Below are 23,080 nucleotides of genomic sequence, written 5' to 3' on the forward strand. Positions count from 1 at the left end.
CTGCCCGCCGCCAGTATTGATGAGGTGGCCTCACTATGAGGATACAACAGGCATTTCTGCTAGCCTATTCCCATGGCCGAAGAAAACCTGCTGGATGCATTCTGGGCGGTGGCCCGGGCCCTGCGCGGCCGCTCCCGCAGCATGCTGCAGCCCTGGGGCATCTCGCCCTGGCAGTCGCGCGCCCTGGGGGAACTCGGGCGGCACGGCCCGATGCGTCTGGGCGTCCTCTCCGAAAGGCTGCGCATCGCTGCCCGTTCCACGACCGAGGTTGTGGACGGGCTGGAGGCCCTGGGGCTGGTGGCGCGCGAACCCGACCCGGGGGACCGGCGGGCCACCGTGGTGTCGCTGACGCCTGAAGGCGAACAGCGGCGCAGGGACATCAGAGCGGCCCAGCTGGCCGAAGCCGACGAATACTTCAGCGTGCTCACGCCCGAGGAGCGGGAGTCGCTGGCACTGTCGCTGCGGAAGCTTCGTCCGGAGCGCGGCGGCGGGAACGGGGACGCCCCACCGTCGGGCTAGGGGGCGGCCCGTCTACTAAACTGGGTGGCACTATGACTACTGATGCTGCCCCCGCCTCTACTTCCGACGAAACGACTGTCCGCGTCCGGTTCTGCCCGTCGCCGACCGGAACGCCCCACGTGGGCCTCATCCGCACGGCGCTGTTCAACTGGGCGCATGCCAAGCACACCAAGGGCACGTTTGTCTTCCGCATCGAGGACACCGATGCGGCACGGGATTCGGAGGAGAGCTACCAGCAGCTGCTGGAGGCGCTGAAATGGCTCGGCATCACGTGGGACGAAGGCGTGGAGGTGGGCGGGCCGCATGAGCCGTACCGCCAGTCGCGGCGGCTGGACCTGTACAAGGATGTCGTGGCCAAGCTGCTCGAGGCGGGCTTCGCCTACGAGTCCTACTCGTCCCCGGACGAGGTCGAGGCCCGGCACAAGGCGGCCGGGCGCGACCCGAAGCTCGGCTACGACAACTTCGACCGCGACCTGACCGACGAGCAGGTCGCCGCGTTCCGGGCCGAGGGGCGCGAACCTGTGCTGCGTGTCCGGATGCCCGACGAGGATGTGACCTTCACCGACCTTGTGCGCGGTGACATCACCTTCAAGGCCGGCAGCATTCCCGACTACGTCATTGTCCGCGCCGACGGTTCACCGCTCTACACGCTGGTCAACCCGGTCGACGACGCCCTGATGGGGATCACCCACGTGCTGCGCGGCGAGGACCTGCTCTCCTCCACGCCGCGCCAGGTGGTGCTGATCCGGGCCCTGATGGAGCTGGGCATCGCCAAGTACATGCCGGAGTTCGGCCACCTGCCGTACGTCATGGGCGAGGGGAACAAGAAGCTCTCCAAGCGCGACCCGGAGTCCAACCTCTTCCTGCTGCGGGACCGCGGCTTCATTCCGGAGGGCCTGCTCAACTACCTGGCGCTGTTGGGCTGGAGCCTCTCGGCGGACGAGGACATCTTCACCGTCGAGCAGCTGATCGAGAACTTCGATGTCCACGACGTGCTGGCGAACCCCGCACGCTTCGACCTGAAGAAGGCCGAGGCGATCAACGGCACCCACGTCCGCATGCTTGAAGCCGAGGACTTCCGCAACCGGCTGGTGCCGTATCTGCAGGCGGCAGGCCTGGTCGGAGAGTCTCTGACGGACCGTGAAGACGAGATCCTCACCGAGGCCGCGCCGCTCGTCCAGGAGCGCATCGGCCTGCTGGGCGAGGCGCCCGAGATGCTGGCCTTCCTGTTCAAGGCAGACAACGAGATCGACGTCGCGGCCGACGCGCGAAAGGGCTTGCCGGAGAACCTGGCCGAGGCGCTGGACGCCGCGCTGGCCGCGCTCGAGCCGGTCGGGGAGTGGACGGCGGAGAATATCCAGCTGGCACTGCGCAGCGCGTTGGTGGACGGCCTCGGGCTCAAACCCCGGCTGGCGTTCGGCCCGGTCCGCACCGCCGTGTCCGGCCGCCGGATCTCGCCGCCGCTGTTCGAATCCATGGTCATCCTGGGCAAGGACTCCTCCCTGGCCCGCATTAAGGCCTTCCGCAACGCCTGATGAGCGGCACTTCCGGGCAGTGTGACGTACGGCTCAGCCAAAAAGGCCCCTCCCGTTTTGAAAAACAGCGGGGGCATCCGGTAGAGTAATTACTCGTGCTGAGGGGCTCAGCCGGTCAGGAAGGCCTGGCGGGCAAGGTCCGGAAGTGCCATTGGGATATGGTGTAATTGGCAACACAACGGTTTCTGGTACCGTCATTCTAGGTTCGAGTCCTGGTATCCCAGCGCTGGCAAGTCCACCGTTTAGCGGCGGATTTGAACCAAATCCACGGATTTGGCAGCCGGGCGGAAGGTATGCAATACTCTTCTAGCCCGAGCGGCGAAAGCCGGTTAGGAAAAGTGCAAGGCCCCATCGTATAGCGGCCTAGTACGCCGCCCTCTCACGGCGGTAACGCGGGTTCGAATCCCGCTGGGGTCACCGATAGCCGGTCCCGGACAGGAATGTCCGGGACCGGCTTTTTTGTATCTGTGTGCCTTTCCCGGGTTTATGCCCGAAATGTCCGCAGCCGGCGTTTTCCGTGCTCCCGTTTGCCGGTTTTTCACAGCAGCTGTTTTTCCTTGCTCTTCCCGGGTCGCGGCATCCCTGGCTGGCATGATGGTGTGCGTGGACAGGACGACGGAAGCTGCGACGGACCCCGGGCCGGAGGGCGCGGTGCTGCTGCAGGAGGTTCGGGACAGGCTCGACGCCGTGGAGCTGCCCCTCGACCTGCCGGAGGCGGCAGCTGCCCGCAGGAGTGCCCGGGCCGCGGCCGTCCAGCTCGACGACTACATCCTGCCCCGGCTGCGCAGCCTGGATGCCCCGCTGCTTGCCGTCGTCGGCGGGTCGACCGGGGCGGGCAAGTCGACCCTGGTCAACGCGCTGGTGCAGAGGCCCGTCTCCCGGGCCGGAGCCATCCGGCCCACCACCCGCCAGCCGACCCTGGTCCACCACCCCGCCGACCGGCGGTGGTTCGAGGACCAGCGCATCCTCCCGGGACTGAGCCGGCTTACGCCCGCCTCCGGAGATCAGGGAGCGGCGTCCTGTGACGGCGGTTCCCTGCGGCTGGTCGCCGACGCCGTGGTGCCGAGGGGCGTCGCCCTGCTGGACGCGCCGGACATCGACTCCGTTTCCGAGCAGAACCGGCTGCTGGCGGCGCAGCTGCTCTCGGCCGCGGACTTGTGGCTGTTCGTGACCACGGCCAACCGCTACGCCGATGCCGTACCGTGGCACCTCCTTGCGGAAGCCGCCGGACGCAACATCACGGTCGCCGTCGTACTGGACCGCGTGCCGCCGGGGGTGGAGGAGGAGGTGCGGGAGGACCTGGCCGCTATGCTGCAGCAGCGCGGCCTGGGCGCGGCCAGGCTTTTTGTTGTTGCGGAGACCGAGCTGGACGGGCGGGGGATGCTCCCGCTGGAGGCAGTGGCACCGATCCGCGAGTGGCTCGCCCGGCTCGCCGCGGACGCCCCGGTCCGGGCCGGGATCGCGCGGCGCACGCTCGGCGGCGCGGTGGGATTGCTCGGTGCCAAGGTCGCCGAGGTAGCCCGGGCCGGGGAGGAGCAGGCCGAGGCCGCCGAACGGCTTCGCACAGACGCGCTCGGCGCCTACCGGGCAGCCACGGCGCGGGCGCTGGCCGCGACCGAGGACGGGACACTGCTGCGCGGCGAGGTGCTGGCGCGGTGGCAGGACTTCGTGGGCACCGGGGAGTTCTTCCGCTCGCTGGAGAGCGGCATCGGGCGGGTGCGTGACCGCGTGGCTGCGTTCTTCAGCGGCCGCCCGGAACCGTCGGCCACGGTGGAGACGGCCATCGAGTCCGGCCTGCAGTCGGTGATCGTGGAGGAGGCCGAGAAAGCGGCCGAAGACACCCAGGCCCGCTGGCGGGACGACCCGGCCGGCCGCCAGCTGCTGGCCGGCGCGGACCTGACCGGCGCCGGAGAGGGCTTCGCCGGGAAAGCCGCCGCGCAGATCCGGGCCTGGCAGGGGGACCTGCTGGAGCTGATCCGGACCGAGGGGACGGACAAACGGTTCAAGGCGAGGATGCTCTCGTTCGGCGTGAACGGCCTGGGCGTGGCGCTGATGATCGTGGTCTTCGCGACCACCGGTGGACTCACCGGCCTGGAAGTCGGCGTGGCCGGCGGGACCGCCGTGGTGGGCCAGAAGCTGCTGGAGGCCGTGTTCGGCGACGACGCGGTGCGCCGGCTGGCGCGCAAGGCGCGTGCGGGGCTACAGCAGAGGACGCAGGAGCTGATGGACGAGGAAGCGCGGCGCTTCACGGACAGGCTGCCGGTCCCGGCGGAGGGGACGCCCGCGGAATGGCGGGAGCTTCGCGCTCGGCTGGACGACCTCGCCGCGCGCATCGGTGCGGGAGACGCGGTATGAGCCGCCATCGCGGGCCCGGGGATACCTCCACGCTGCAGCAGCGGCTGGAAGCGCTGTCCGAGGCCCGGGAGCTGGCCGGGGATAGGCTGCAGGAGCAGGAGCTGGCGCCTGTCCTGGGCGTCCTCGAGCGGGCCAGCGCACGGCGGTCGCTCTCAGCCGACCACACCGTCGTCGGCTTCTTCGGCGCCACCGGAGGCGGAAAGTCCTCGCTGTTCAACGCCGTGACCGGCGGCCGCATCGCCGTCGCGACCGCCCGCCGGCCGACGACCGCGGAGCCGCTGGCCGGCATCCGCACGCCCGAGGGGAGCGGGCCGCTGCTGGACTGGCTGGAGGTGAACCAGCGGCACGTCCTGCCGGATGACGCATCCGCGGACAGCCCGCCCGGCCTCATCCTGCTGGACTTGCCGGACTTCGATTCCACGGCGGCCGAGCACCGGCGGATCGTGGAGCGGCTCGTGGGGCAGGTGGACGTCCTTGTGTGGGTCGTGGATCCGCAGAAGTACGCCGACGCCGCGCTGCACAACGGCTTCCTGCGCCGGCTGGCCTCGCACGAGGCCGTAACCATGGTGGTGCTGAACCAGATCGACCGGCTCGCTCCCGACGAGGTGGAGCCGGTGCTGTCTTCCCTCCGGGACATCCTCGCCGCGGACGGCCTGGCCAACGTCCAGATCCATCCGGTGTCGGCGGTGACCGGGGCCGGGGTGGACGGGCTGCGCGCGGCCATCGGCGACGTGGTGCGGCAGCGCCGGGCCGGAACCGAGCGGCTCCTGGCGGACGTGGCGGCCGGCGCCGACGCCCTGGCCGGCGCCGCCGCGGACTCGGACCTGCCCGCGCCGTCGAAGGACGCCCGGCGCCGGCTCTCCAACGCGCTGTCTTCCGCTGCCGGCGTGGAACGGGTTGCCGACACGGTCGGCCGCTCGTACCGGCGGCAGGCGCACCGGCACACCGGCTGGCCGCTGACCCGCTGGCTCGGGCGGCTCCGCCGGGACCCGCTGAAGCGGCTTAACCTGGACCGCAGGGACATCGACCCGGCGCTGAGCCGGTCCTCGCTGCCCGCGCCCGGCCCGGCTCAGCGGGCCCAGACCGATGCCGCGCTGCGCGGGTTCGCCGACGCGGCCGGCCGGGGCGCCCCCGAAGCCTGGCGCGCATCGATCAGGCGGGCGGCCCGCTCCCGGGCGGACGTCCTTCCGGACGCCCTGGACCAGGCCCTGGCACACACCGATCTGGGTTCGAACCGGAAATCCTGGTGGTGGCCGCTCGTGGGCCTGCTCCAGTGGGTCGCCCTGGCTGCCGCGCTGGCCGGCGCGCTGTGGCTGCTGGGCCTGGCGGTGCTCGGCTACCTGCAGTTCGAAGTGCCGCCCGTGCCGCGCGTCGAGGGCTTCCCCGTGCCGACCCTCATGCTCGTCGCCGGCGTGCTGCTCGGCGTGCTGCTGGCGCTGCTCTCCGCGGCCGTGGCCCGCGCCGTGGCGGGATCCCGGACGGCGAAAGCGCGACGGCGGCTGCGCGCCAGCGTGGACGAGGTGGCGGAGGCCCAAGTGGTCGCCCCGGTGGCGGACGAAGTCGAGCGCTGCAACCGGTTCAGGCACGCCGTCGCAGCCGCGCGGAATGGCAGGACCGCCAAGGCCGGGCTCAGGTGATGGCGGCCAGAACCTTGTGCAGCGTCCGCACGTTGCGGGTCGTCGTCGTGCTCTTGTAGCGCTGTCTGGCGCTCAGTTTGCTCACCGGGCTCTCCAGCGTGCTTCCCTTGGCCACGGTCCACGCGCTGGCCTCCGGTCCGAGCAGGTGCTGTTCGGCTCCCGCGGCTGCGGCGGCGTCGAAGAGCTCCTTCAGCGCGGCCGGATCGGACGCCAGGGTGATGTACGCGTGCACGTCCGGCGTGTCGGCCGGGTAGGGGCAGCCGGCCACCAGCTCCGCCAGCCGCTGCGCGGTGAGCACGATGACCCAGGCGTCGTAACCGAAGCGCTCGCGCAGCTTCGCCTCCACCAGCGCCTTGACCTCGCCGGCCGGCGCCTCGCTGGAACAGACGACGTTCCCGCTGGCGAGCAGCGTCTTCACGTCGGCCAGGGGCAGCTCGGCCAGGGCCTGCCGCAGGTCCGCCATCTTGAGGTTGATGCCGCCGACATTCACGCCCCGCAGGAACACCGCATAGCTCGTCATGCGCCGGATCATACCGGGGAGCCGGCGGAGGTGTCAGCGCGCGGCGCGGCGCGGCCTGCCCGGTGGCCGGCGGCGGCTGCGTGATAGGTTCCAGTGCGGAAGCCAACCAGGCCGACAACGTAGACAGACGCGAAAGGGAGTGACGGGTGTCCGACGACCGGCGCACGGTAGCCGAACTGGATGAGGGCGGCCTGCTGGAGCTGATCTTCCCGCGGCTCGGCCCGGACGGCGCGCTGGTCGGCCCAGGCGACGACGCCGCCGTCGTCGCCGCCCCGGACGGGCGCACCGTGCTGTCCATCGATACGCTCGTGCAGGACCAGGATTTCCGGCTGGACTGGGCCGGCGGCTACCGGAGTTCCGGCTTCGACGTCGGCTGGAAGTGCGCGGCGCAGAACGTTTCCGACATCAACGCGATGGGCGCGGTTCCCACCTCCCTGGTCGTCAGCCTGACGTTGCCGGGTACGACGCCGGTGGGCTGGGTAGAGGAGCTTGCCGACGGTCTGCGCGCGGCGCTGGAGGGGCTGGGCGCGGACCGCTGCGGGGTGGTTGGCGGGGACCTGGGCAAGGGGCCGGCCGTCGTCGTGACCGCGGCGGTCACCGGTGACCTCGAAGGCCGCGCGCCGGTGCTGCGCTCGGGGGCGCGGCCGGGCGACATCCTGGCCGTCGCCGGAGCCCCGGGCTGCGCGGCCGCGGGACTCGCCCTGCTCGAGAAGGCGCCTGACTACGTCGCACTGCCGCCGGCGCTGCGCCGGCTGACCGGGCTGCAGTCCCGGCCGGTGCCGCCCCTGGCATCGGGGCCGCTGGCCGCACGGGCCGGCGTGCACGCCATGATGGACATTTCCGACGGGCTGGTCCGCGACGCCGGGCGGTTGGCCCGCGCCGGCGGCGTGGCCCTTGACCTGCATGGCGCCCTGTTGAAGGACTTCGAAGCGGAGCTGCGTCCGGCCGCCGAACTGCTGGGCGCCGACCCGCGGAACTGGGTGCTCGGCGGGGGAGAGGACCACGGGCTGCTGGCAGCCTTCGGAGCGGACTCGGAGCTGCCGGAAGGCTTCCACGCCGTCGGCTCAGTGCAGGCGGGCGCGCCGGCCGTCACCGTGGACGGCGCCGTGCCGGAAGTGCTCGGCTGGGACCACTTCCGCGGCTAGCGGCGGTCCCGGGGCCAGCGGCCAGCCCGCGGCTCAGCGCCCGGACCGGCCCCGGGCTTTAGTCGTTGTTCTTGCGCAGCGCCTCGGTGAGCTGCTGGGCGGCCTGGACAACCACCTCGGCATGGATCCGGCCCGGCTGCCGGCTCAGCCGTTCGATCGGCCCGGAGATGGAGACGGCGGCGATGACGCGTCCGGAGGGACCCCGCACCGGCGCGGACACGGAGGCGACGCCGGGCTCCCGTTCGCCCAGGCTCTGGCCCCAGCCGCGCCGCCGGACCCCGGCGAGCACGGTCGGCGTGAACCGCGCACCCCGCAGTCCCTCGAGCAGCCGCTCGTGGTCCTCCCAGGCGAGCAGGACCTGGGCCGCGGAGCCGGCCTTCATGGACAGCTGCGTCCCGACCGGGATCGTGTCGCGCAGGCCAACGGGCCGCTCCGCCGACGCGACGCAGACGCGTGCGTCGCCCTGCCGGCGGAAGACCTGGGCGCTCTCGCCGGTGGCGTCGCGCAGGCTGAGGAGCACCGGCCCGGCCGAGGCGATGAGCCGGTCCTCGCCGGCCGCTGCGGCCAGTTCCACCAGCCGCCGGCCGAGCACGAACCGTCCCTGCATGTCCCGGCTGACCAGGCGGTGGTGGACCAGCGCCAGCGCCAGCCGGTGCACCGTCGGCCGCGCGAGGCCGGTGGCCGCGACCAGCTGCGCCAGCGAAGTCGGTCCTGCTTCGAGGGTGTCCAGCACCATGACGGCCTTGTCGATGACTCCGACGCCACTTGAGTTGTCCATAAAATGATATTGACGTCTCATTATCTGAGATGCAAGTCGGCTCGCTGGCGCGCGATCGGGCGGTCCTGACAGGATTTAACTACATACTTCTGCGGTCTGAGCCGATGCGGCAATCCTGTCCTCGGGCGGCCGCGCTGTCACTGATGGAGGGAGCTGGCTATGGCCGGTACGACTGCGGGCAAGACGCTCGCCGAGAAGGTTTGGAATGCGCACGTCGTGCGCCCCGGCGAAGGCGAAGGCGCCGCACGCCAGCCCGATCTGATCTACATCGACCTCCACCTCGTGCACGAAGTGACATCCCCGCAGGCGTTCGAGGGGCTGCGGCTGGCCGGCCGCCAGCTGCGCAGGCCCGACCTGACCATCGCCACCGAGGACCACAACACCCCGACGCTGGATATCGACAAGCCGATCGCGGACCCGACCAGCCGCACGCAGATCGAGACCCTGCGCACCAACTGCAAGGAATTCGGCGTCCGGCTGCATTCCCTCGGCGACGCGGAGCAGGGCATCGTCCACGTGGTCGGCCCGCAGCTCGGCCTGACCCAGCCGGGCCTCACCGTGGTCTGCGGCGACTCCCACACCTCCACTCACGGCGCCTTCGGGGCGCTGGCGTTCGGCATCGGCACCTCCGAGGTCGAGCATGTCATGGCGACCCAGACCCTCTCGCTGAAGCCGTTCAAGACGATGGCCATCAACGTCGAAGGCACTCTGCGCCCCGGCGTCACAGCCAAGGACATCATCCTCGCCGTGATCGCCAAGATCGGCACGGGCGGCGGCCAGGGCTACGTGCTGGAGTACCGCGGCTCGGCCATCCGCTCGCTGAGCATGGAAGCGCGCATGACCATCTGCAACATGTCCATCGAGGCCGGCGCCCGCGCCGGCATGGTGGCGCCGGACGACACCACCTTCGACTACCTCAAGGGCCGCCCGCACGCGCCCGAAGGCGCGGACTGGGACGCCGCGGTCGACTACTGGCGCACGCTGCGCTCGGACGACGACGCCGAATTCGACGCCGAGGTCTTCCTGGATGCCGACACGCTGGAGCCGTTCGTGACCTGGGGGACCAACCCCGGCCAGGGCGTTTCGCTCTCGCAGGCCGTGCCTGATCCGGACGACTTCGCGGACGAGAACGCCAAGGCCGCCGCCCGGCGCGCACTGGACTACATGGCCCTGGAGGCCGGTACGCCGATGAAGGACATCCGCGTGGACACGGTCTTCCTCGGCTCCTGCACCAACAGCCGGATCGAGGACCTGCGGATCGCGGCGGACATCATCCGCGGCCGGAGCAAGGACCCCAACGTGCGGATGATGGTGGTCCCCGGCTCGGCCCGCGTGCGGCTGGAAGCCGAGGCCGAGGGGCTGGACAAGGTGTTCAAGGAGTTCGGAGCCGAATGGCGGTTCGCCGGCTGCTCGATGTGCCTGGGCATGAACCCGGACCAGCTTGCTCCGGGGGAGCGATGCGCCTCCACGTCCAACCGCAACTTCGAGGGCCGCCAGGGCAAGGGCGGACGCACCCACCTGGTCTCGCCCGTGGTCGCCGCCGCGACCGCGGTCCGCGGGACGCTGAGCTCGCCTTCGGACCTGGACCCCATTAACGACGACGCCGTGTCCCGGCCTGCTGCCTAAGGAGCTTTGAGGATTATGGAGAAGTTTTCGACCCACACCGGCATCGGCGTTCCGCTGCGCCAGTCCAACGTGGACACGGACCAGATCATCCCGGCCGTCTACCTGAAGCGGATCACCCGCAGCGGCTTCGAGGACGCCCTGTTCGCCGCCTGGCGGAAGCAGGAGACCTTCATCCTGAACCAGGAGCCGTTCAGCCGCGGTTCGGTCCTCGTGGCCGGCCCGGACTTCGGTACCGGGTCCTCGCGCGAGCACGCCGTCTGGGCGCTGAAGGACTACGGCTTCAAGGTGGTCCTCTCCTCCCGGTTCGCCGACATCTTCCGCGGCAACTCGGGGAAGCAGGGCCTGCTGGCGGCCGAGGTCGCGCAGGACGACATCGAGCTGATCTGGAAGGAGCTGGAGAACCATCCGGGCACCGAGATCACCGTGGACCTGCAGGCCAAGACCGTGGTCTGCGGAAACCTCACCGCGCCGTTCGAGATCGACGACTACACCCGCTGGCGCCTGCTTGAGGGCCTGGATGACATCGGCCTGACGCTGCAGCATGAGGGGGACATCACCACCTATGAGCAGACCCGTCCGGCCTGGAAGCCGAAGACACTGCCGGCTCGGACCTAGCGCGCCACGGTGGTGAACGCCACTGTATTTCGGGATGATTGCGGTAGCTTCTATGCTTAGCTGAGGCCTTCGCGAAGTCTCGAGGGCCCTGCCAATTTAAGGAATCAGGTGTTTATGGCAAGCGTTTTGACCATTCGCGGTGGAGTCCCGCTCACGGGAAAGGTATCCGTACGGGGAGCCAAGAACCTGGTCCCCAAGGCGATGGTCGCCTCGCTGCTCGGCAACGAGCCGTCGGTGCTCCGGAACGTGCCGGAGATCAAGGATGTCGACGTCGTCACTAGCCTGCTCCGCCTCCATGGCGTGGATGTGGTGAAGGACCCGGTCTCGGGAGACCTGACCCTGGATCCGTCGCACGTCAAGACGGCGCAGATGAAGGACATCGATGCGCACGCCGGCGATTCGCGGATCCCGATCCTGTTCTGCGGACCGCTGATCCACAGCATCGGCGAGGCCTTCATTCCGGACCTCGGCGGCTGCCGCATCGGGGACCGGCCGATCGACTACCACCTTGAGGTGCTGCGCCAGTTCGGCGCCGTCGTGGACAAGCGCGAGGGCGGCATCTCCATCTCCGCCCCGAAGGGCCTCAAGGGTGCCAAGCTCTCGCTGCCCTACCCGAGCGTCGGCGCCACGGAACAGGTCCTGCTGACCGCCACGCGCGCCGAGGGCATCACCGAGCTCAGCGGTGCGGCGATCGAGCCGGAGATCATGGACCTGATCGCGGTGCTGCAGAAGATGGGCGCGATCATCAGTGTCCAGACGGACCGCGTGATCCGGATCGAGGGCGTGGAGCAGCTGCGCGGCTTCAATCACCGGGCCCTGCCGGACCGCAACGAGGCCGCCTCGTGGGCATCGGCCGCGCTGGTGACCGAGGGCGACATCTACGTCGAGGGTGCGGTCCAGGCGGACCTGACTGCGTTCCTGAACACGTTCCGCAAGATCGGCGGCGAATTCGATATCGACGACCAGGGCATCCGCTTCCGCCACACGGGCGGCAAGCTCTCGCCGCTCGTGCTCGAGACGGACGTGCACCCGGGCTTCATGACGGACTGGCAGCAGCCGCTGGTGGTCGCCCTGACCCAGGCCGCCGGCGTGTCGATCGTGCATGAGACGGTCTACGAGAACCGCTTCGGTTTCACCCAGGCCCTGGTCCGGATGGGCGCGAACATCCAGCTGCACCGCGAGTGCCTGGGCAGCGTGCCCTGCCGCTTCGGCCAGCGCAACTTCCTGCATTCGGCCGTCATCTCCGGACCGACGCAGCTGCGCGGCGCGGACATCGACATCCCGGACCTCCGCGGCGGCTTCAGCCACCTGATCGCCGCCCTGGCCGCCACCGGAACGTCCCGCGTGACCGGCCTGGAGCTCATCAACCGCGGGTACGAACGGTTCCAGTCCAAGCTGGAAAGCCTCGGCGCGGATTTCGACATTGTCTGAGGCGCCGGCGAAAGGAATGAAAGCGGGACGCAAGGAACGTGCCACCCTCGGAACGGTGGCCGTCCTGGTCCGGCCGGTCCTGGACCTGGTGCTGGGACGGAAGTGGAGCGGCGGCGAGCACCTGCCCAAGGACCGCGGCTTCATCGTCTGCCCGAACCACAACACGGAGATCGACCCGCTGGTCGTGGGGCACTACATCTACAACCACGGCCATCTCCCGCACTTCCTCGCGAAGGCGTCGCTGTTCAAGATTCCCGTGGTCGGCACGATCCTGGGCGCGTCCCGGCAGATTCCGGTGGAGCGGAGCAGCGCCGGAGCCAATAGCTCGCTGGAGACCGCCCGCAGCGTCATGGACGAGGGCGGCGCCGTCATCATCTACCCGGAGGGCACGCTGACCCGCGATCCAGACCTCTGGCCGATGCGCGGCCGGACCGGGGCCGCGCGGCTGGCGCTCCAGACGGGGGCGCCCGTGGTACCGGTGGCGAACTGGGGCGCCAATGAACTCCTTCCGCGCTACTCGAAGAAGCTGCACCTGTTCCCGCGCAAGACCGCACGCGTCGTCGCCGGCCCCCCGGTGGACCTGAGCGAGTTCGAAGGCCTTCCGGTGACCAAGACGGTGCTCGAGGCGGCCACGAACAAGATCATGGACGCCATCACCGTGTTGCTGGAGGGGCTTCGCAACGAGGAGGCTCCGGCCACCCGCTGGGATCCGGCGCAGCGCGGGCAGAGCGCCACCGGCCGGGATTTCGAGCGGGGAGCGCTGCCGGAGGACCAGGCGTGAGCGCGCGGACGGGCCTGCCGGCCGCGGTAGCGGTGCTCGGAGCCGGCAGCTGGGGCACCACGTTCGCCAAGGTCGTTGCCGACGCGCATCCGGAACTGGAGGTCCGCCTCTGGGCCCGCCGGGCCGAGGTGGCCGAAGAGATCAATACCAGCCACCTGAACTCCAAGTACCTCAAGGACATCGTCCTGCCGGAGAACCTCGGTGCCTCCGCGGATGTCGCGAAGGTGCTCGCCGGCGCGGACCTGGTGGTCCTGGCCGTCCCGGCCCAGACCCTGCGCCCGCAGCTGGCGGGCTGGAAGCCGCTGCTGGAGGACACCGCCGTCGTTGTTTCCCTGATGAAGGGGCTGGAACGCGGCACGGACGCGCGCATGAGCGAGGTGATCAAGGAGGAGCTCGGCCTGCCGGACGAGCGCGTCGCGGTCATCTCGGGACCGAACCTGGCGATGGAGATCGCCCGGAAGGAACCCACCGCCTCCGTGGTCGCGTGCACGGACCGCGAGGTCGCCCAGTGGATCGCGAACACCTGTACCGCCCGCTACTTCCGGCCGTACACCAACACGGACGTCGTGGGCGTGGAAATCGGCGGGATCGTCAAGAACGTGATCGCGCTCTGCGTCGGCATCTGCGACGGCAAGCACATGGGCGACAATACGAAGGCCTCCGTCATCACCCGCGGCCTGGCCGAAACCACGCGGCTGACCCTCGCCCTGGGCGGGGAGGTCGAAACCATGGCCGGACTCGCCGGCCTGGGCGACCTGGTGGCGACGTGTTCCTCGCCGCTGTCGCGCAACCACACCGCCGGCCGGCTGCTGGGCGAGGGGCTGAGCCTCGACGAGGTCAACCTGCGCATGACCCAGACGGCCGAAGGCATCAAGTCCGGCCGCGCGGTGCTTGACCTGGCCAACCACATGGGCGTGGAAATGCCGATTACCGAAAGCGTGGTGGCCGTATTGGAGGGGGAGATCTCCGTGGAGGACCTCGCACCGCGGCTGCTGACGCGTGAACTCAAATCAGAAGGCGAACAGGACCAGTGACTTTGACCTCTTTCGACGCGACCGAGCCGGAACCCGGCACCAAGCCCCGCGTGGCCGTGCTGTTCGGCGGCCGTTCCAGCGAACATTCGGTCAGTTGCGTGACCGCCGCGGGCGTGCTCGCCGCCATTGACAAGGACAAGTACGACGTCGTGCCGGTCGGGATCGCGCGGAACGGCCAGTGGGTGTTGGTCAACCCAGATCCGCAGGCGTGGACGCTCACGGCCGGCCAGCTGCCGGAGGTGCCGGCCTCGGCGGAGCACGTGATGCTGGCCGCGCGGGATTCGGCCGCGGAGCTGCTGGTGCAGACCGGTCCCGAGTCGACCCGCAGCATGGGGCGGATCGATGTGGTGCTGCCGCTGCTGCACGGTCCGTTCGGCGAGGACGGCACGCTGCAGGGCATGCTGGAGATGGCGGACGTCCGCTACGTTGGCGCGGGTGTGCTCGCCTCCGCCGTGGGGATGGACAAGCACTTCATGAAGCTGGCCTTCGCCGCCGCGGGACTCGAGGTGGGACCGTACGAGGTCATCACGGACCGGCAGTGGCAGCGGGACCCGGAGGCTGCGCTGCAGCGCGCCGCAGCGCTGGGCTTCCCGGTGTTCGTCAAGCCCGCCCGGGCCGGCTCGTCCATGGGGATCACCCGGGTGACGGAGACCGCGCAGCTGCGTTCCGCCGTCGAAACCGCACGCGAACATGATCCCAAAGTGGTCGTGGAAGCCGGAATCCCCGGACGGGAGATCGAGGTCGCCGTCCTGCAGGGCCGGGGCATCGAGGACCCGCGCACGAGCCTGCCGGGCGAGATCGCGGTGCAGCCGGGCGAGCACGCCTTCTACGACTTCGAAGCCAAGTACGTGGACGGCGCGGCGGCCGCGCTGAGCTGCCCCGCCGAGCTGCCCGACGAGGCGACCGCACGGGTGCGGGAGCTGGCTGCGCGGGCCTTCGACGCAGTGGGAGCCGAAGGCCTCTCGCGGGCGGACTTCTTCTACACCCCGGACGGCGGGCTGATCATCAACGAGATCAACACGATGCCCGGCTTCACGCCGATCAGCATGTACCCGCAGATGTGGGCCAAGTCAGGGCTGCCGTACACGGAGCTGATCGACGAGCTGATCCACCTGGCGCTCAGCCGGCCCACCGGGCTGCGTTAGCCGGCGGGCCGGATCCCGGCCGGCGGGACCTGCAGCGTCGCGCTGCGGGCCCGCGGGCCCGCCCGCCCGCGGATCCGCAGGCCCAGCAACCGGGGGCGGGCCTACGGAACTTCGAGGGTGTCTCCGGCGCCCAGGCACCTGTCGGTCTGCGGGATCTTCGCCGCGGCGTCCGCCAGGTCCACCAGGATGGTGCTTTCCGCCACCTCATCCGGATTGAAGACCAGTTCGGTGGCCGGGGTGCGCCCGTAGGTGACGGCGGTCCAGGTGCCGTCGCCTTCGCGCAGCACCCAATCGATCCCGTTGACGTTGACGCACTGGTCCGTCGTGGGACCGGGGGACGGAACACCGCACCGCAGGATCACGCGGGACGGGTCTCCCCAGGCGGCGGTCGCCTGGCTGGAGGTCTCGCGGCGCGGGAAGTCGGCAACAAACTGGGGGAGTATGACCATCATGGGAGCGCAGGCGGGGTTGGCCGCATCTTCGGCAGGCTCGACATCGACAATCGGGGAACACGCGGAGGCCGCCAGGACCACTCCGGCACCGAGGAGCAGGAGGGGCACGCGCTTGGCGGACGGATTTCGGGGCATGGATCAAGCCTATCGGCTGCCGGAAGCCGAAGAATTTCGCCGCCGTTCCGCGTGGCATGCCAAAACGTTATCCCCGCCGCAGATTCTCTGCGGTAGGCTCGGTTAACGCCTCAGAACTGAAAGACGCCGCGGGCCAGCGCGCCGGCGGCCACGGGAACGGACCGACTTGCAGACAAAAGTAGCCGCGAATGCGCAGGCGTTGAAACGCTGGCTCGGCAAAGCGGAAGTAGTACTGGGCAATCACAGCGACCGGCTGAACGCGATTAACATTTTCCCGGTCGCGGACGGCGACACCGGAACCAACCTCTACCTGACCGTGCGGTCCGCGGCCCTCGCGGCCGCGGAGGCGGAGACCACGGACGTGGGCGAGCTGCTGGCAGCCGCGGGCCAGGCAGCGATGGAGGAGGCCCGGGGCAATAGCGGAACCCTGTTCTCGGTCTTCCTCTCGGCGCTGTCCGAGCCGCTGCACGGCACTACCCGGCTGACCGGCCCGCTGCTGGCCGCGGCGCTGCAGCGCGCGGAGATCCGCTGCTGGTCGGCCCTGAGCGACCCGGTTCCGGGCACCATGCTGTCCGTGATCGAGGCGGTCTCCCGTGCGGCCAACACCGGGGATCCGGCGCATGCGGGCGACCATTCGAACCACGCCCTGGCCGCCACGCTGGAGGCGGTCGTCGGCGCCGCCCTGGAAGCGGTGGTGGAGACGGAGGACCAGCTGGGCCCGCTGGCTGCCGCACAGGTGGTGGACGCCGGCGCCGTGGGCTTCCTGCTCATCCTCGATACCCTCCGGGCGAGCGCCTTGGGCGAGGAGCTCCAGCCGGAGCTGCTGGACGGGCTCCACGGGTACAGCGTGCAGGACCCGCACATCCACCTGGACCATGCCCACGAGGGTGTCGAGGTCATGTGCACCATCAACCTCAGTCCGCTGGACGCCGCGACGCTGCGGCTGCAGCTGGACGAGCTGGGGGACTCCGTGATCCTCAGCGCCGTGACGGAGGTGGAGGGCGGCTACCGCTGGCGCATCCATGCCCACGTTCCCGCAGCTGAACCCGCGCTGGCCGCGATCCGGTCCTTCGGGGAGCCGAGCAACCTGTCCGTGACGGACCTTGCGGCGGCGCCGGCCTACGAGGCCCATGACTGATCGGCACCCCCCGGAACTGGCGCTGCCCCTCGAGCGCCGGGTCGGCAAACGCACCGCCAATGTCCTGGAGAAGCACCTGGGCCTGCGGACCACCGCGGACCTGCTCAATTATTTCCCGCGCAAGTACCTCAAGCGCGGCGAGCTGACGCCCATTGCCGACCTGCCGATGGACGAAGACGTGACCCTCGTGGCGCGCGTCCTGAGCAGCCGCTCCCGCCAGATGCGCGCCCGCAAGGGGTCGATCACCGACGTCGTTGTCACCGACGGCCTCGGCGGCAGGCACAGCTCGGTCGCGCTCACCTTCTTCAACGCCTACCGTGCCGCCAAGGAGCTGACGCCGGGCACGCTGGCCATGTTCGCCGGCAAGGTCTCCACCTACCGGGACAGCCTGACGCTGACCAACCCGGAGTACGTGCTGCTCGGGGACGAATCCGAGTTCGACGCCGATGCCGCCCGCCGCCCGGTGCCGGTCTACCCCGCCACGGCCAAGGTGGCGAGCTGGCGGATCAGGTCGGCGGTCGAGGTCCTGCTGGACAGCGTCGACTTCGACAAGGTGCCGGACCCGGTGCCGGCCGACATCGCCATCCGGGACCGGCTGTACTCGCTGGGCGATGCCTACCGCAACATCCACCTGCCGGACGAGTTCGAGACCGCGCTGAAGGCCCAGGACCGGTTCCGCTACCAGGAGGCGCTGATCCTGCAGACCGCCCTGGCCCGCCGGCGCGCGCAGGCGGCGGCGGAGGAGGCCACAGCGCGCCCGCCCAGGCCCGGCGGGCTGCTGGAGCGGTTCGATGCTTCGCTGCCGTTCACGCTGACCGCAGGCCAGCGCGAGGTCGGCGAAACCCTGGCCGGGGAACTCGCCGCCGACCACCCGATGAACCGGCTGCTGCAGGGCGAGGTGGGCTCCGGCAAGACGCTGGTGGCGCTGCGGGCCATGCTGCAGGTCATCGACGCGGGCGGCCAAGCCGCGCTGCTGGCACCAACGGAGGTCCTCGCGGGCCAGCACTATGATTCGATCCGCCGCACGCTGGGGCCGCTGGCCGAGGCCGGCATGCTCGGCGGCGACGCGGACGGCACCCGGGCGGTGCTGCTCACCGGGTCGGTGACCGGCACCGCCCGGCGGAAGGCCCTGCTGGACATCGCCTCCGGCGAGGCCGGCATCATCATCGGAACCCACGCCCTGCTCTCCGACGAGGTGCAGTATTTCGACTTGGGGCTGATCGTCGTGGACGAGCAGCACCGTTTCGGCGTCGAACAGCGGGACGCCCTCCGCTCCCGCGCTGTTCGCCCGCCGCACCTGCTCGTCATGACTGCGACGCCGATCCCGCGGACCGTCGCGATGACCGTGTTCGGCGACCTGGAAACGTCGGTGCTGCGCGAGCTGCCGGCGGGCCGGGCGCCGATCGGCACCCACATGGTGGGCCTCGCCGAGCACCCGGCCTGGGGCACGCGCATCTGGGAGCGCGCCAAGGAAGAGATCGACGCCGGACGCCAGGTCTACGTGGTCTGTCCCAAGATCGGGGACGGCGAGAGCGAGGATCCCGCGTCGCTGGAGCCCACGGCGGACGACGATGAGGAAGGGCGTCCGCTGGCCTCCGTGCAGCAGACCGTCCAGTCGCTCGCCTCGCTCCCGGTGCTCTCCGGCGTGCGGATCGGTATGCTGCACGGACGGCTCGACCCGGAGGAAAAGAGCGCCACGATGGCCGCGTTCGCCGAGGGCCGGCTGGACCTGCTGGTGTCCACCACCGTGATCGAGGTCGGCGTCGACGTGCACAATGCCACGCTCATGGTGATCCAGGATGCGGACCGGTTCGGCATTTCGCAGCTCCACCAGCTGCGCGGCCGCGTCGGCCGCGGCGGGCTGCCGGGGACCTGCCTGCTGGTCACCCAGCTGGAGCCCGGCCATCCCAGCCGGGACCGGCTCCAGGCCGTGGCCTCGACGACCGACGGCTTCGCACTGTCCCAGGAAGACCTGAAACTGCGCCGCGAAGGCGACATCCTCGGCGCGACGCAGTCCGGCGGCAAGTCCACGCTGAAGCTGCTGCGGGTCATCAAGGACGAGCCCATCATCGAACAGGCGCGCCGGGATGCGGCGGCCATCATCGAGCATGACGCGCAGCTCGGAGACTACCCGGAACTGGCCGAGGCGATCGAGCTTTACCTGAACCCGGAGAAGGAGGCCTTCCTTGAGCGGGGCTGACGCATGAGCCGGATCATTGCAGGCACGGCCGGGGGGCTGGCGCTGGCGAACGTGCCGGGCTCCGCGACCAGGCCGACCACGGACCGCGTGAAGGAGGCGTTGTTCTCCAGGCTGGAGGCCTACGACGTCCTGCACGACGCGGTCGTGCTGGATCTCTATGCGGGCTCGGGGGCACTCGGCGTCGAATGCGCGAGCCGGGGCGCCGCACGGGTGGAGCTGGTCGAGCAGGCGGACAAGGCGGCGTCGGTGTGCCGGCGCAACGCGGACCAGGTCAACACCGTGCTGCGGCGCCGTGTAGTCCAGGTGCACCGCACCGGGGTCGAAGGATTCCTGTCGAAGCTGCCCGCGGGCGGCCACTACAACCTGGTGCTGATGGACCCGCCCTACCCGCTCACCGACGACAAGCTCGCCCACGTCCTCGGGCTCTTGGTGCCGGTGCTCGCGGAAGGCGCGGTCGTCGTCGTCGAACGCTCCTCCCGTTCGCCGCAGCCGCAGTGGCCCGCCGGGCTGGAGTGCTTCTCGGACCGCAAGTACGGCGAAACGCAGCTGTGGTTCGCGGAGCCGGCCGAGCTCAGCCCGCAAAGCTCCTGAGCTCGGCGCCGGTCAGCACGCCGGCCGGATGCGGCCCGGCGGCCAGCAGCGCCGCCGTCCACTCCTGCGGCCAGGGCTCGCGCCGCGCCGCGACGACCACGTTGCCGGGGTGGCGGCAGCTGAACATGGAGGCGTCGGCCAGCAGTGCGGCATGCGGCGTGGACTCGAGCACCGCGCCGAGCTGGCGCTTGGCGAAGGCGAGCGGCGGGTCGTCGCCGATGTTCACCAGCAGCACGCCCCGCGGAGACAGCAGCTCCAGCAGTTCGGCATAGAAATCCGCCGTCGTCAGGTGCTCCGGTGCATCCTCGCCCGCGAAGACATCCAGGACAACCAGGTCGAAGGGACCATCGACGTCGCCGAACGCCACCTCGTGCCGGGCGTCGCCGATGTACACGGTCAGGTCCGTGCCCTCGGGCAGCGGCAACTGGTCGACGACGAAGTCCAGCAGCTCGCGTTCGAGTTCCACTGCGTGCTGTTCGGAACCCGGCCTGGTTGCCTGCAGGTAGCGCGCCAGCGTCAGCGCCCCGGCGCCCAGGTGCAGGCAGCGCACGGGCGCCCCCGCCGGCGCCGCGAGGTCAGCGACGTTGGCGATCCGCCGCAGGTATTCGTAGAAGACCTCCTGCGGGTGCTTCAGGTTCACGTGCGACTGCTCGGCGCCGCCGATCGCCAGGATGTAGCCGCCGGGAATCCGTTCGTCGGCAAAAATCTCCGCGTGCAGGCCCGCGCCGCGCAGGAAGCGCCCGGCCACCGGCTAGAGCCGTTCCCGGAGGCCGGCGAGCCGGGACGCTGCTTCCTCGAGAACTTCCGCGCGCTTGCAGAAGGCGAAGCGCAGCAGCGACTTTGTGCGTTCGGCTCCTTCCGGGTGGCAGAAGACCGGAACCGGAATGGCGGCGACGCCGACCAGTTCGGGCAGCCGGTAGGCCAGGGCGGTGGCGTCCGTGACGCCCAGCGGCGCGGCGTCCACGTTGATGAAGTAGGTGCCCTCCGGCAGGAAGACCTCCAGGCCGGCGGCGCGCAGCCCCTCGGCGAGGATGTCCCGCTTGGCCTGCAGGCTCGAGGAGATGCCGCTGAAGAACTCCTGTTCCAGGGCTAGGCCCGCCGCCACCGCGGGCTGGAACGGAGTGCCGGAGGAATAGCTCAGGAACTGCTTGACCGTCCGGACGGCCGCCACGAGTTCGGCGGGGCCGCTGACCCAGCCGACCTTCCAGCCGGTGAAGGAGAAGGTCTTCCCCGCCGAGGAGATGGTCAGGGTGCGTTCGGCGGCTCCGGGCAGGGTGGCCACCGGAATGTGCTCGACGCCGAAGGTCAGGTGTTCGTAGACCTCGTCCGTGATGATGATGGCGTCATGCCGGTTCGCCAGCTCCACGATCCGGGTGAGTTCCGCCCGCGTGAAGACACTGCCCATCGGATTGTGGGGGTTGTTGACCAGGATGGCCCGCGTGCGGTCGCTGACTGCGGCCTCCAGCGCCTCGAGGTCCGGATGGAAGTCCGGGGCGGCCAGCGGGCTGGTGGTGTGGGTGGCGCCGCTCAGCCCTATGACCGCGCCGTAGGAATCGTAGAAGGGCTCGAAGGTCAGGACTTCATCGCCCGGACCCGTGAGCGCCAGCAGCGCCGCCGCGATCGCCTCCGTGGCGCCGGTGGTCACCACCACCTGGGTGTCGGGGTCGAGGTCCAGGCCGTAGAAGCGCTGCTGATGGGCGGCGATGGCCTCGCGCAGCGCGGGGATGCCCTTGCCCGGTGCGTACTGGTTGGCGCCGGAGGCGATGGCGTCGCGGGCCGCCTCGGCCATGACCCGGGGGCCGTCCTCATCAGGGAAGCCCTGCCCCAGGTTGATGGCCCCGGTATGGACGGCCAGCGTGGTGATCTCTTCGAAGATCGTCGCGTCGAGGCGGCCGTCGGCGCCCAGCAGGTTGGCGCCGGCTGCCGCCCGCCGCCAGGGTGCATCGGTGCTGCCGGGCCGTCCCTGGGCCAAAGTCCTGTCGGTTCTGCTCATGCTTCCCAGTAATACCACTGGTATAGGCCGCAGATGCTGCAGCGTGCCGGTTGGATGGGCTAGATTCGTAGATATGCGCCGCGCCGTCTGCCCCGGATCCTATGACCCCCTGCACAACGGACACGTCGAGATCATCGCCCGTGCCGCCAGCATGTACGACGAGGTCATCGTCGCCGTCTCGACCAATTATGCGAAGAAGTACCGCTTCGACCTGCAGACCCGCCTCCAGATGGCGACCCAGACCCTCTCCTACCTGCGGGGGGTCACGGTCGAGCCCATGGGGGAGGGGTTGCTGGCCGAGTTCTGCCGCAGCCACGGCGCGAACGTGATCCTCAAGGGCCTGCGCACCACGCAGGACTACCACTACGAACTGCCGATGGCGCACATGAACCGCCACCTCACCGGCGTCGAGACCATCTTCCTGCCGGCCGAGAGCAGCTACACCCACCTGTCCTCGACCCTGCTGAAGGAGGTGGCCGCGCTCGGCGGTGATATTTCCGAGTTCGTGCCGAAGGCGGTGCTGGAGCGGATCCGCCAGGAGAAGGCCGAGTAGGCGTGCGGCGCCCATTTGGGACTGCGCCGCAGTTCAGGCTATGATGGTTCGTCGGTCGTATGTTCAGTAGGGAGTTCGCATTAACGTGGTCATGCATCATGATCAGAATTCACGATTGATCATCGGAGTCAAGGATGTCGGGCGCAGCCCCGGCAGCATGCGGACCCTGAATGAACATGTACCAACGCCGAAGGATTTCGGTGTGGCACTCATTGGCGTGGAGGAAGGCTCCGACATGGAGCTGGAGCTCAGGCTCGAGTCTGTCCACGAAGGTGTCTTGGTCTCCGGCACCGCCAGCGTCACCGTCACCGGTGAATGCGGGCGCTGCCTGGATCCCATCGCCTACGAGCAGGCCGTTCGGGTGCAGGAACTCTTCTACTTCGAGGGATTTGATTCTCAGGATCAGGGCCCGGATGATGAAGAGGCTGAAGAGCAGCGGCGGGTTGAGCACGATTCCATCGATCTCGAACCGGTGTTGCGGGACGCAGTGGTAACAGCCCTGCCGTTCCAGCCGGTGTGCCGGGAAGACTGCCAAGGCTTGTGCCCTGAATGCGGGATGCGCCTTGAAGAGGATCCGGGTCACCACCATGAGGTCTTGGATCCTCGCTGGGCAGCCCTCGCCGGGCTGGCCGGCACGGTTGCCGACAAGGCACCAACAAGTACAGAGTCAGACGAGAGAGAAGAGAGTTAGCCGTGGCTGTTCCCAAGCGGAAGATGTCCCGCTCGAATACGCGCGCACGCCGTTCCCAGTGGAAGGCTACCGCCCCCAACCTGGTCAAGACCGTCGAAAACGGCCGCGTGACCTACAGCCTGCCGCACCAGGCCAAGGTTGTCACCGATTCGGCCGGTACTGCGCTGTTCCTTGAGTACAAGGGCCGCAAGGTCGCCGACGTCTAA

General features: G+C 69.7%; 22 protein-coding genes and 2 tRNA genes. 19 read left to right on the forward strand and 5 right to left on the reverse strand.

Annotated features, from left to right (window positions below):
• Positions 1-72: 72 nt before the first annotated feature.
• The 6 genes from WFH44_RS16020 to WFH44_RS16045 all read left to right on the forward strand — a co-directional run bounded on the left by WFH44_RS16020 (position 73) and on the right by WFH44_RS16045 (position 6,046).
• Positions 73-519, forward strand: a complete 447-nt coding sequence (locus WFH44_RS16020) for a MarR family winged helix-turn-helix transcriptional regulator (RefSeq protein ID WP_336714924.1) — start codon at positions 73-75, stop codon at positions 517-519.
• Positions 520-551: 32 nt separating this feature from the next.
• Positions 552-2,054: a glutamate--tRNA ligase gene (gene gltX, locus WFH44_RS16025; protein ID WP_336714925.1), complete on the forward strand. Its 1,503-nt coding sequence runs from the start codon at positions 552-554 to the stop codon at positions 2,052-2,054.
• Between the two features lie 152 nt (positions 2,055-2,206).
• A tRNA-Gln gene (locus WFH44_RS16030) sits at positions 2,207-2,278 on the forward strand.
• A 120-nt stretch (positions 2,279-2,398) separates the two neighbouring features.
• Positions 2,399-2,471, forward strand: a tRNA-Glu gene (locus tag WFH44_RS16035).
• Between the two features lie 177 nt (positions 2,472-2,648).
• A complete protein-coding gene (locus tag WFH44_RS16040; protein ID WP_336715205.1) occupies positions 2,649-4,409 on the forward strand; it encodes a GTPase domain-containing protein in 1,761 nt (586 codons plus the stop codon).
• Positions 4,406-6,046, forward strand: a complete 1,641-nt coding sequence (locus tag WFH44_RS16045; RefSeq protein ID WP_336714926.1) for a GTPase family protein — start codon at positions 4,406-4,408, stop codon at positions 6,044-6,046. Before WFH44_RS16040 ends, WFH44_RS16045 begins: the two co-directional genes overlap by 4 nt.
• Here the strand turns inward: WFH44_RS16045 and WFH44_RS16050 are convergent.
• Positions 6,039-6,566, reverse strand: coding sequence for a DUF1697 domain-containing protein (locus tag WFH44_RS16050; RefSeq protein ID WP_336714927.1), 528 nt, complete (start codon positions 6,564-6,566; stop codon positions 6,039-6,041). The genes WFH44_RS16045 and WFH44_RS16050 overlap by 8 nt on opposite strands.
• Positions 6,567-6,712: 146 nt before the next feature.
• Between WFH44_RS16050 and WFH44_RS16055 the strand changes: the two genes are divergently transcribed.
• The gene (locus tag WFH44_RS16055) at positions 6,713-7,711 is read left to right on the forward strand and encodes a thiamine-phosphate kinase (RefSeq protein WP_336714928.1); all 999 of its coding nucleotides are present in this window, start codon (positions 6,713-6,715) and stop codon (positions 7,709-7,711) included.
• A gap of 58 nt (positions 7,712-7,769) precedes the next feature.
• On the opposite strand, the gene WFH44_RS16060 is transcribed toward WFH44_RS16055, so the two are convergent.
• Entirely contained in the window at positions 7,770-8,489 is a 720-nt protein-coding gene (locus tag WFH44_RS16060; RefSeq protein WP_336714929.1) for an IclR family transcriptional regulator, read from the reverse strand.
• A gap of 159 nt (positions 8,490-8,648) precedes the next feature.
• On the opposite strand from WFH44_RS16060, the gene leuC reads away from it, so the two are divergent.
• From leuC to WFH44_RS16090, 6 genes are all read left to right on the forward strand, one after another.
• Positions 8,649-10,115, forward strand: a complete 1,467-nt coding sequence (gene leuC / locus WFH44_RS16065) for a 3-isopropylmalate dehydratase large subunit (RefSeq protein WP_336714930.1) — start codon at positions 8,649-8,651, stop codon at positions 10,113-10,115.
• Between the two features lie 15 nt (positions 10,116-10,130).
• Positions 10,131-10,730, forward strand: coding sequence for a 3-isopropylmalate dehydratase small subunit (gene leuD, locus WFH44_RS16070; protein ID WP_336714931.1), 600 nt, complete (start codon positions 10,131-10,133; stop codon positions 10,728-10,730).
• A 114-nt stretch (positions 10,731-10,844) separates the two neighbouring features.
• Positions 10,845-12,161, forward strand: coding sequence for a UDP-N-acetylglucosamine 1-carboxyvinyltransferase (murA, locus tag WFH44_RS16075; protein ID WP_336714932.1), 1,317 nt, complete (start codon positions 10,845-10,847; stop codon positions 12,159-12,161).
• 16 nt (positions 12,162-12,177) lie between these two features.
• Entirely contained in the window at positions 12,178-12,942 is a 765-nt protein-coding gene (locus WFH44_RS16080; protein ID WP_336714933.1) for a lysophospholipid acyltransferase family protein, read from the forward strand.
• Positions 12,939-13,976, forward strand: a complete 1,038-nt coding sequence (locus tag WFH44_RS16085) for an NAD(P)H-dependent glycerol-3-phosphate dehydrogenase (protein ID WP_336714934.1) — start codon at positions 12,939-12,941, stop codon at positions 13,974-13,976. The genes WFH44_RS16080 and WFH44_RS16085 overlap by 4 nt, the downstream gene beginning before the upstream one ends.
• Positions 13,973-15,121, forward strand: coding sequence for a D-alanine--D-alanine ligase family protein (locus WFH44_RS16090; RefSeq protein WP_336714935.1), 1,149 nt, complete (start codon positions 13,973-13,975; stop codon positions 15,119-15,121). Before WFH44_RS16085 ends, WFH44_RS16090 begins: the two co-directional genes overlap by 4 nt.
• Before the next feature lie 101 nt (positions 15,122-15,222).
• Here WFH44_RS16090 and WFH44_RS16095 read toward each other — a convergent pair whose 3' ends face one another.
• On the reverse strand, positions 15,223-15,708 hold the full coding sequence (locus tag WFH44_RS16095) for a DUF3515 domain-containing protein (protein WP_336714936.1): 486 nt from the start codon (positions 15,706-15,708) through the stop codon (positions 15,223-15,225).
• 199 nt (positions 15,709-15,907) lie between these two features.
• Between WFH44_RS16095 and WFH44_RS16100 the strand changes: the two genes are divergently transcribed.
• The 3 genes from WFH44_RS16100 to rsmD are packed head-to-tail and all read left to right on the forward strand — an operon-like array spanning position 15,908 to position 19,637.
• Positions 15,908-16,846 (forward strand): DAK2 domain-containing protein, encoded by a 939-nt coding sequence (locus WFH44_RS16100; RefSeq protein WP_336715207.1) that lies wholly within the window; start codon positions 15,908-15,910, stop codon positions 16,844-16,846.
• Positions 16,839-19,046, forward strand: a complete 2,208-nt coding sequence (locus WFH44_RS16105; protein WP_336714937.1) for an ATP-dependent DNA helicase RecG — start codon at positions 16,839-16,841, stop codon at positions 19,044-19,046. Before WFH44_RS16100 ends, WFH44_RS16105 begins: the two co-directional genes overlap by 8 nt.
• Positions 19,047-19,049: 3 nt before the next feature.
• The gene (gene rsmD, locus WFH44_RS16110) at positions 19,050-19,637 is read left to right on the forward strand and encodes a 16S rRNA (guanine(966)-N(2))-methyltransferase RsmD (RefSeq protein WP_336714938.1); all 588 of its coding nucleotides are present in this window, start codon (positions 19,050-19,052) and stop codon (positions 19,635-19,637) included.
• Here the strand turns inward: rsmD and WFH44_RS16115 are convergent.
• Positions 19,618-20,385, reverse strand: coding sequence for a spermidine synthase (locus WFH44_RS16115; RefSeq protein WP_336714939.1), 768 nt, complete (start codon positions 20,383-20,385; stop codon positions 19,618-19,620). The genes rsmD and WFH44_RS16115 overlap by 20 nt on opposite strands.
• A 3-nt stretch (positions 20,386-20,388) precedes the next feature.
• Entirely contained in the window at positions 20,389-21,630 is a 1,242-nt protein-coding gene (locus WFH44_RS16120; protein WP_336714940.1) for an aminotransferase class I/II-fold pyridoxal phosphate-dependent enzyme, read from the reverse strand.
• A 73-nt stretch (positions 21,631-21,703) separates the two neighbouring features.
• On the opposite strand from WFH44_RS16120, the gene coaD reads away from it, so the two are divergent.
• The 3 genes from coaD (at position 21,704) to rpmF (ending at position 23,080) form a co-directional block, all read left to right on the forward strand.
• Complete coding sequence (gene coaD / locus WFH44_RS16125; RefSeq protein WP_264796585.1) at positions 21,704-22,183, forward strand: pantetheine-phosphate adenylyltransferase; 480 nt, start codon at positions 21,704-21,706, stop codon at positions 22,181-22,183.
• A gap of 115 nt (positions 22,184-22,298) precedes the next feature.
• Positions 22,299-22,874, forward strand: coding sequence for a YceD family protein (locus tag WFH44_RS16130; protein ID WP_336714941.1), 576 nt, complete (start codon positions 22,299-22,301; stop codon positions 22,872-22,874).
• Between the two features lie 2 nt (positions 22,875-22,876).
• Positions 22,877-23,080, forward strand: a complete 204-nt coding sequence (rpmF, locus tag WFH44_RS16135) for a 50S ribosomal protein L32 (RefSeq protein ID WP_055240805.1) — start codon at positions 22,877-22,879, stop codon at positions 23,078-23,080.

Origin of the sequence: Arthrobacter sp. USHLN218, assembly GCF_037144715.1 — a bacterium.
GTDB lineage: Bacteria > Actinomycetota > Actinomycetes > Actinomycetales > Micrococcaceae > Crystallibacter.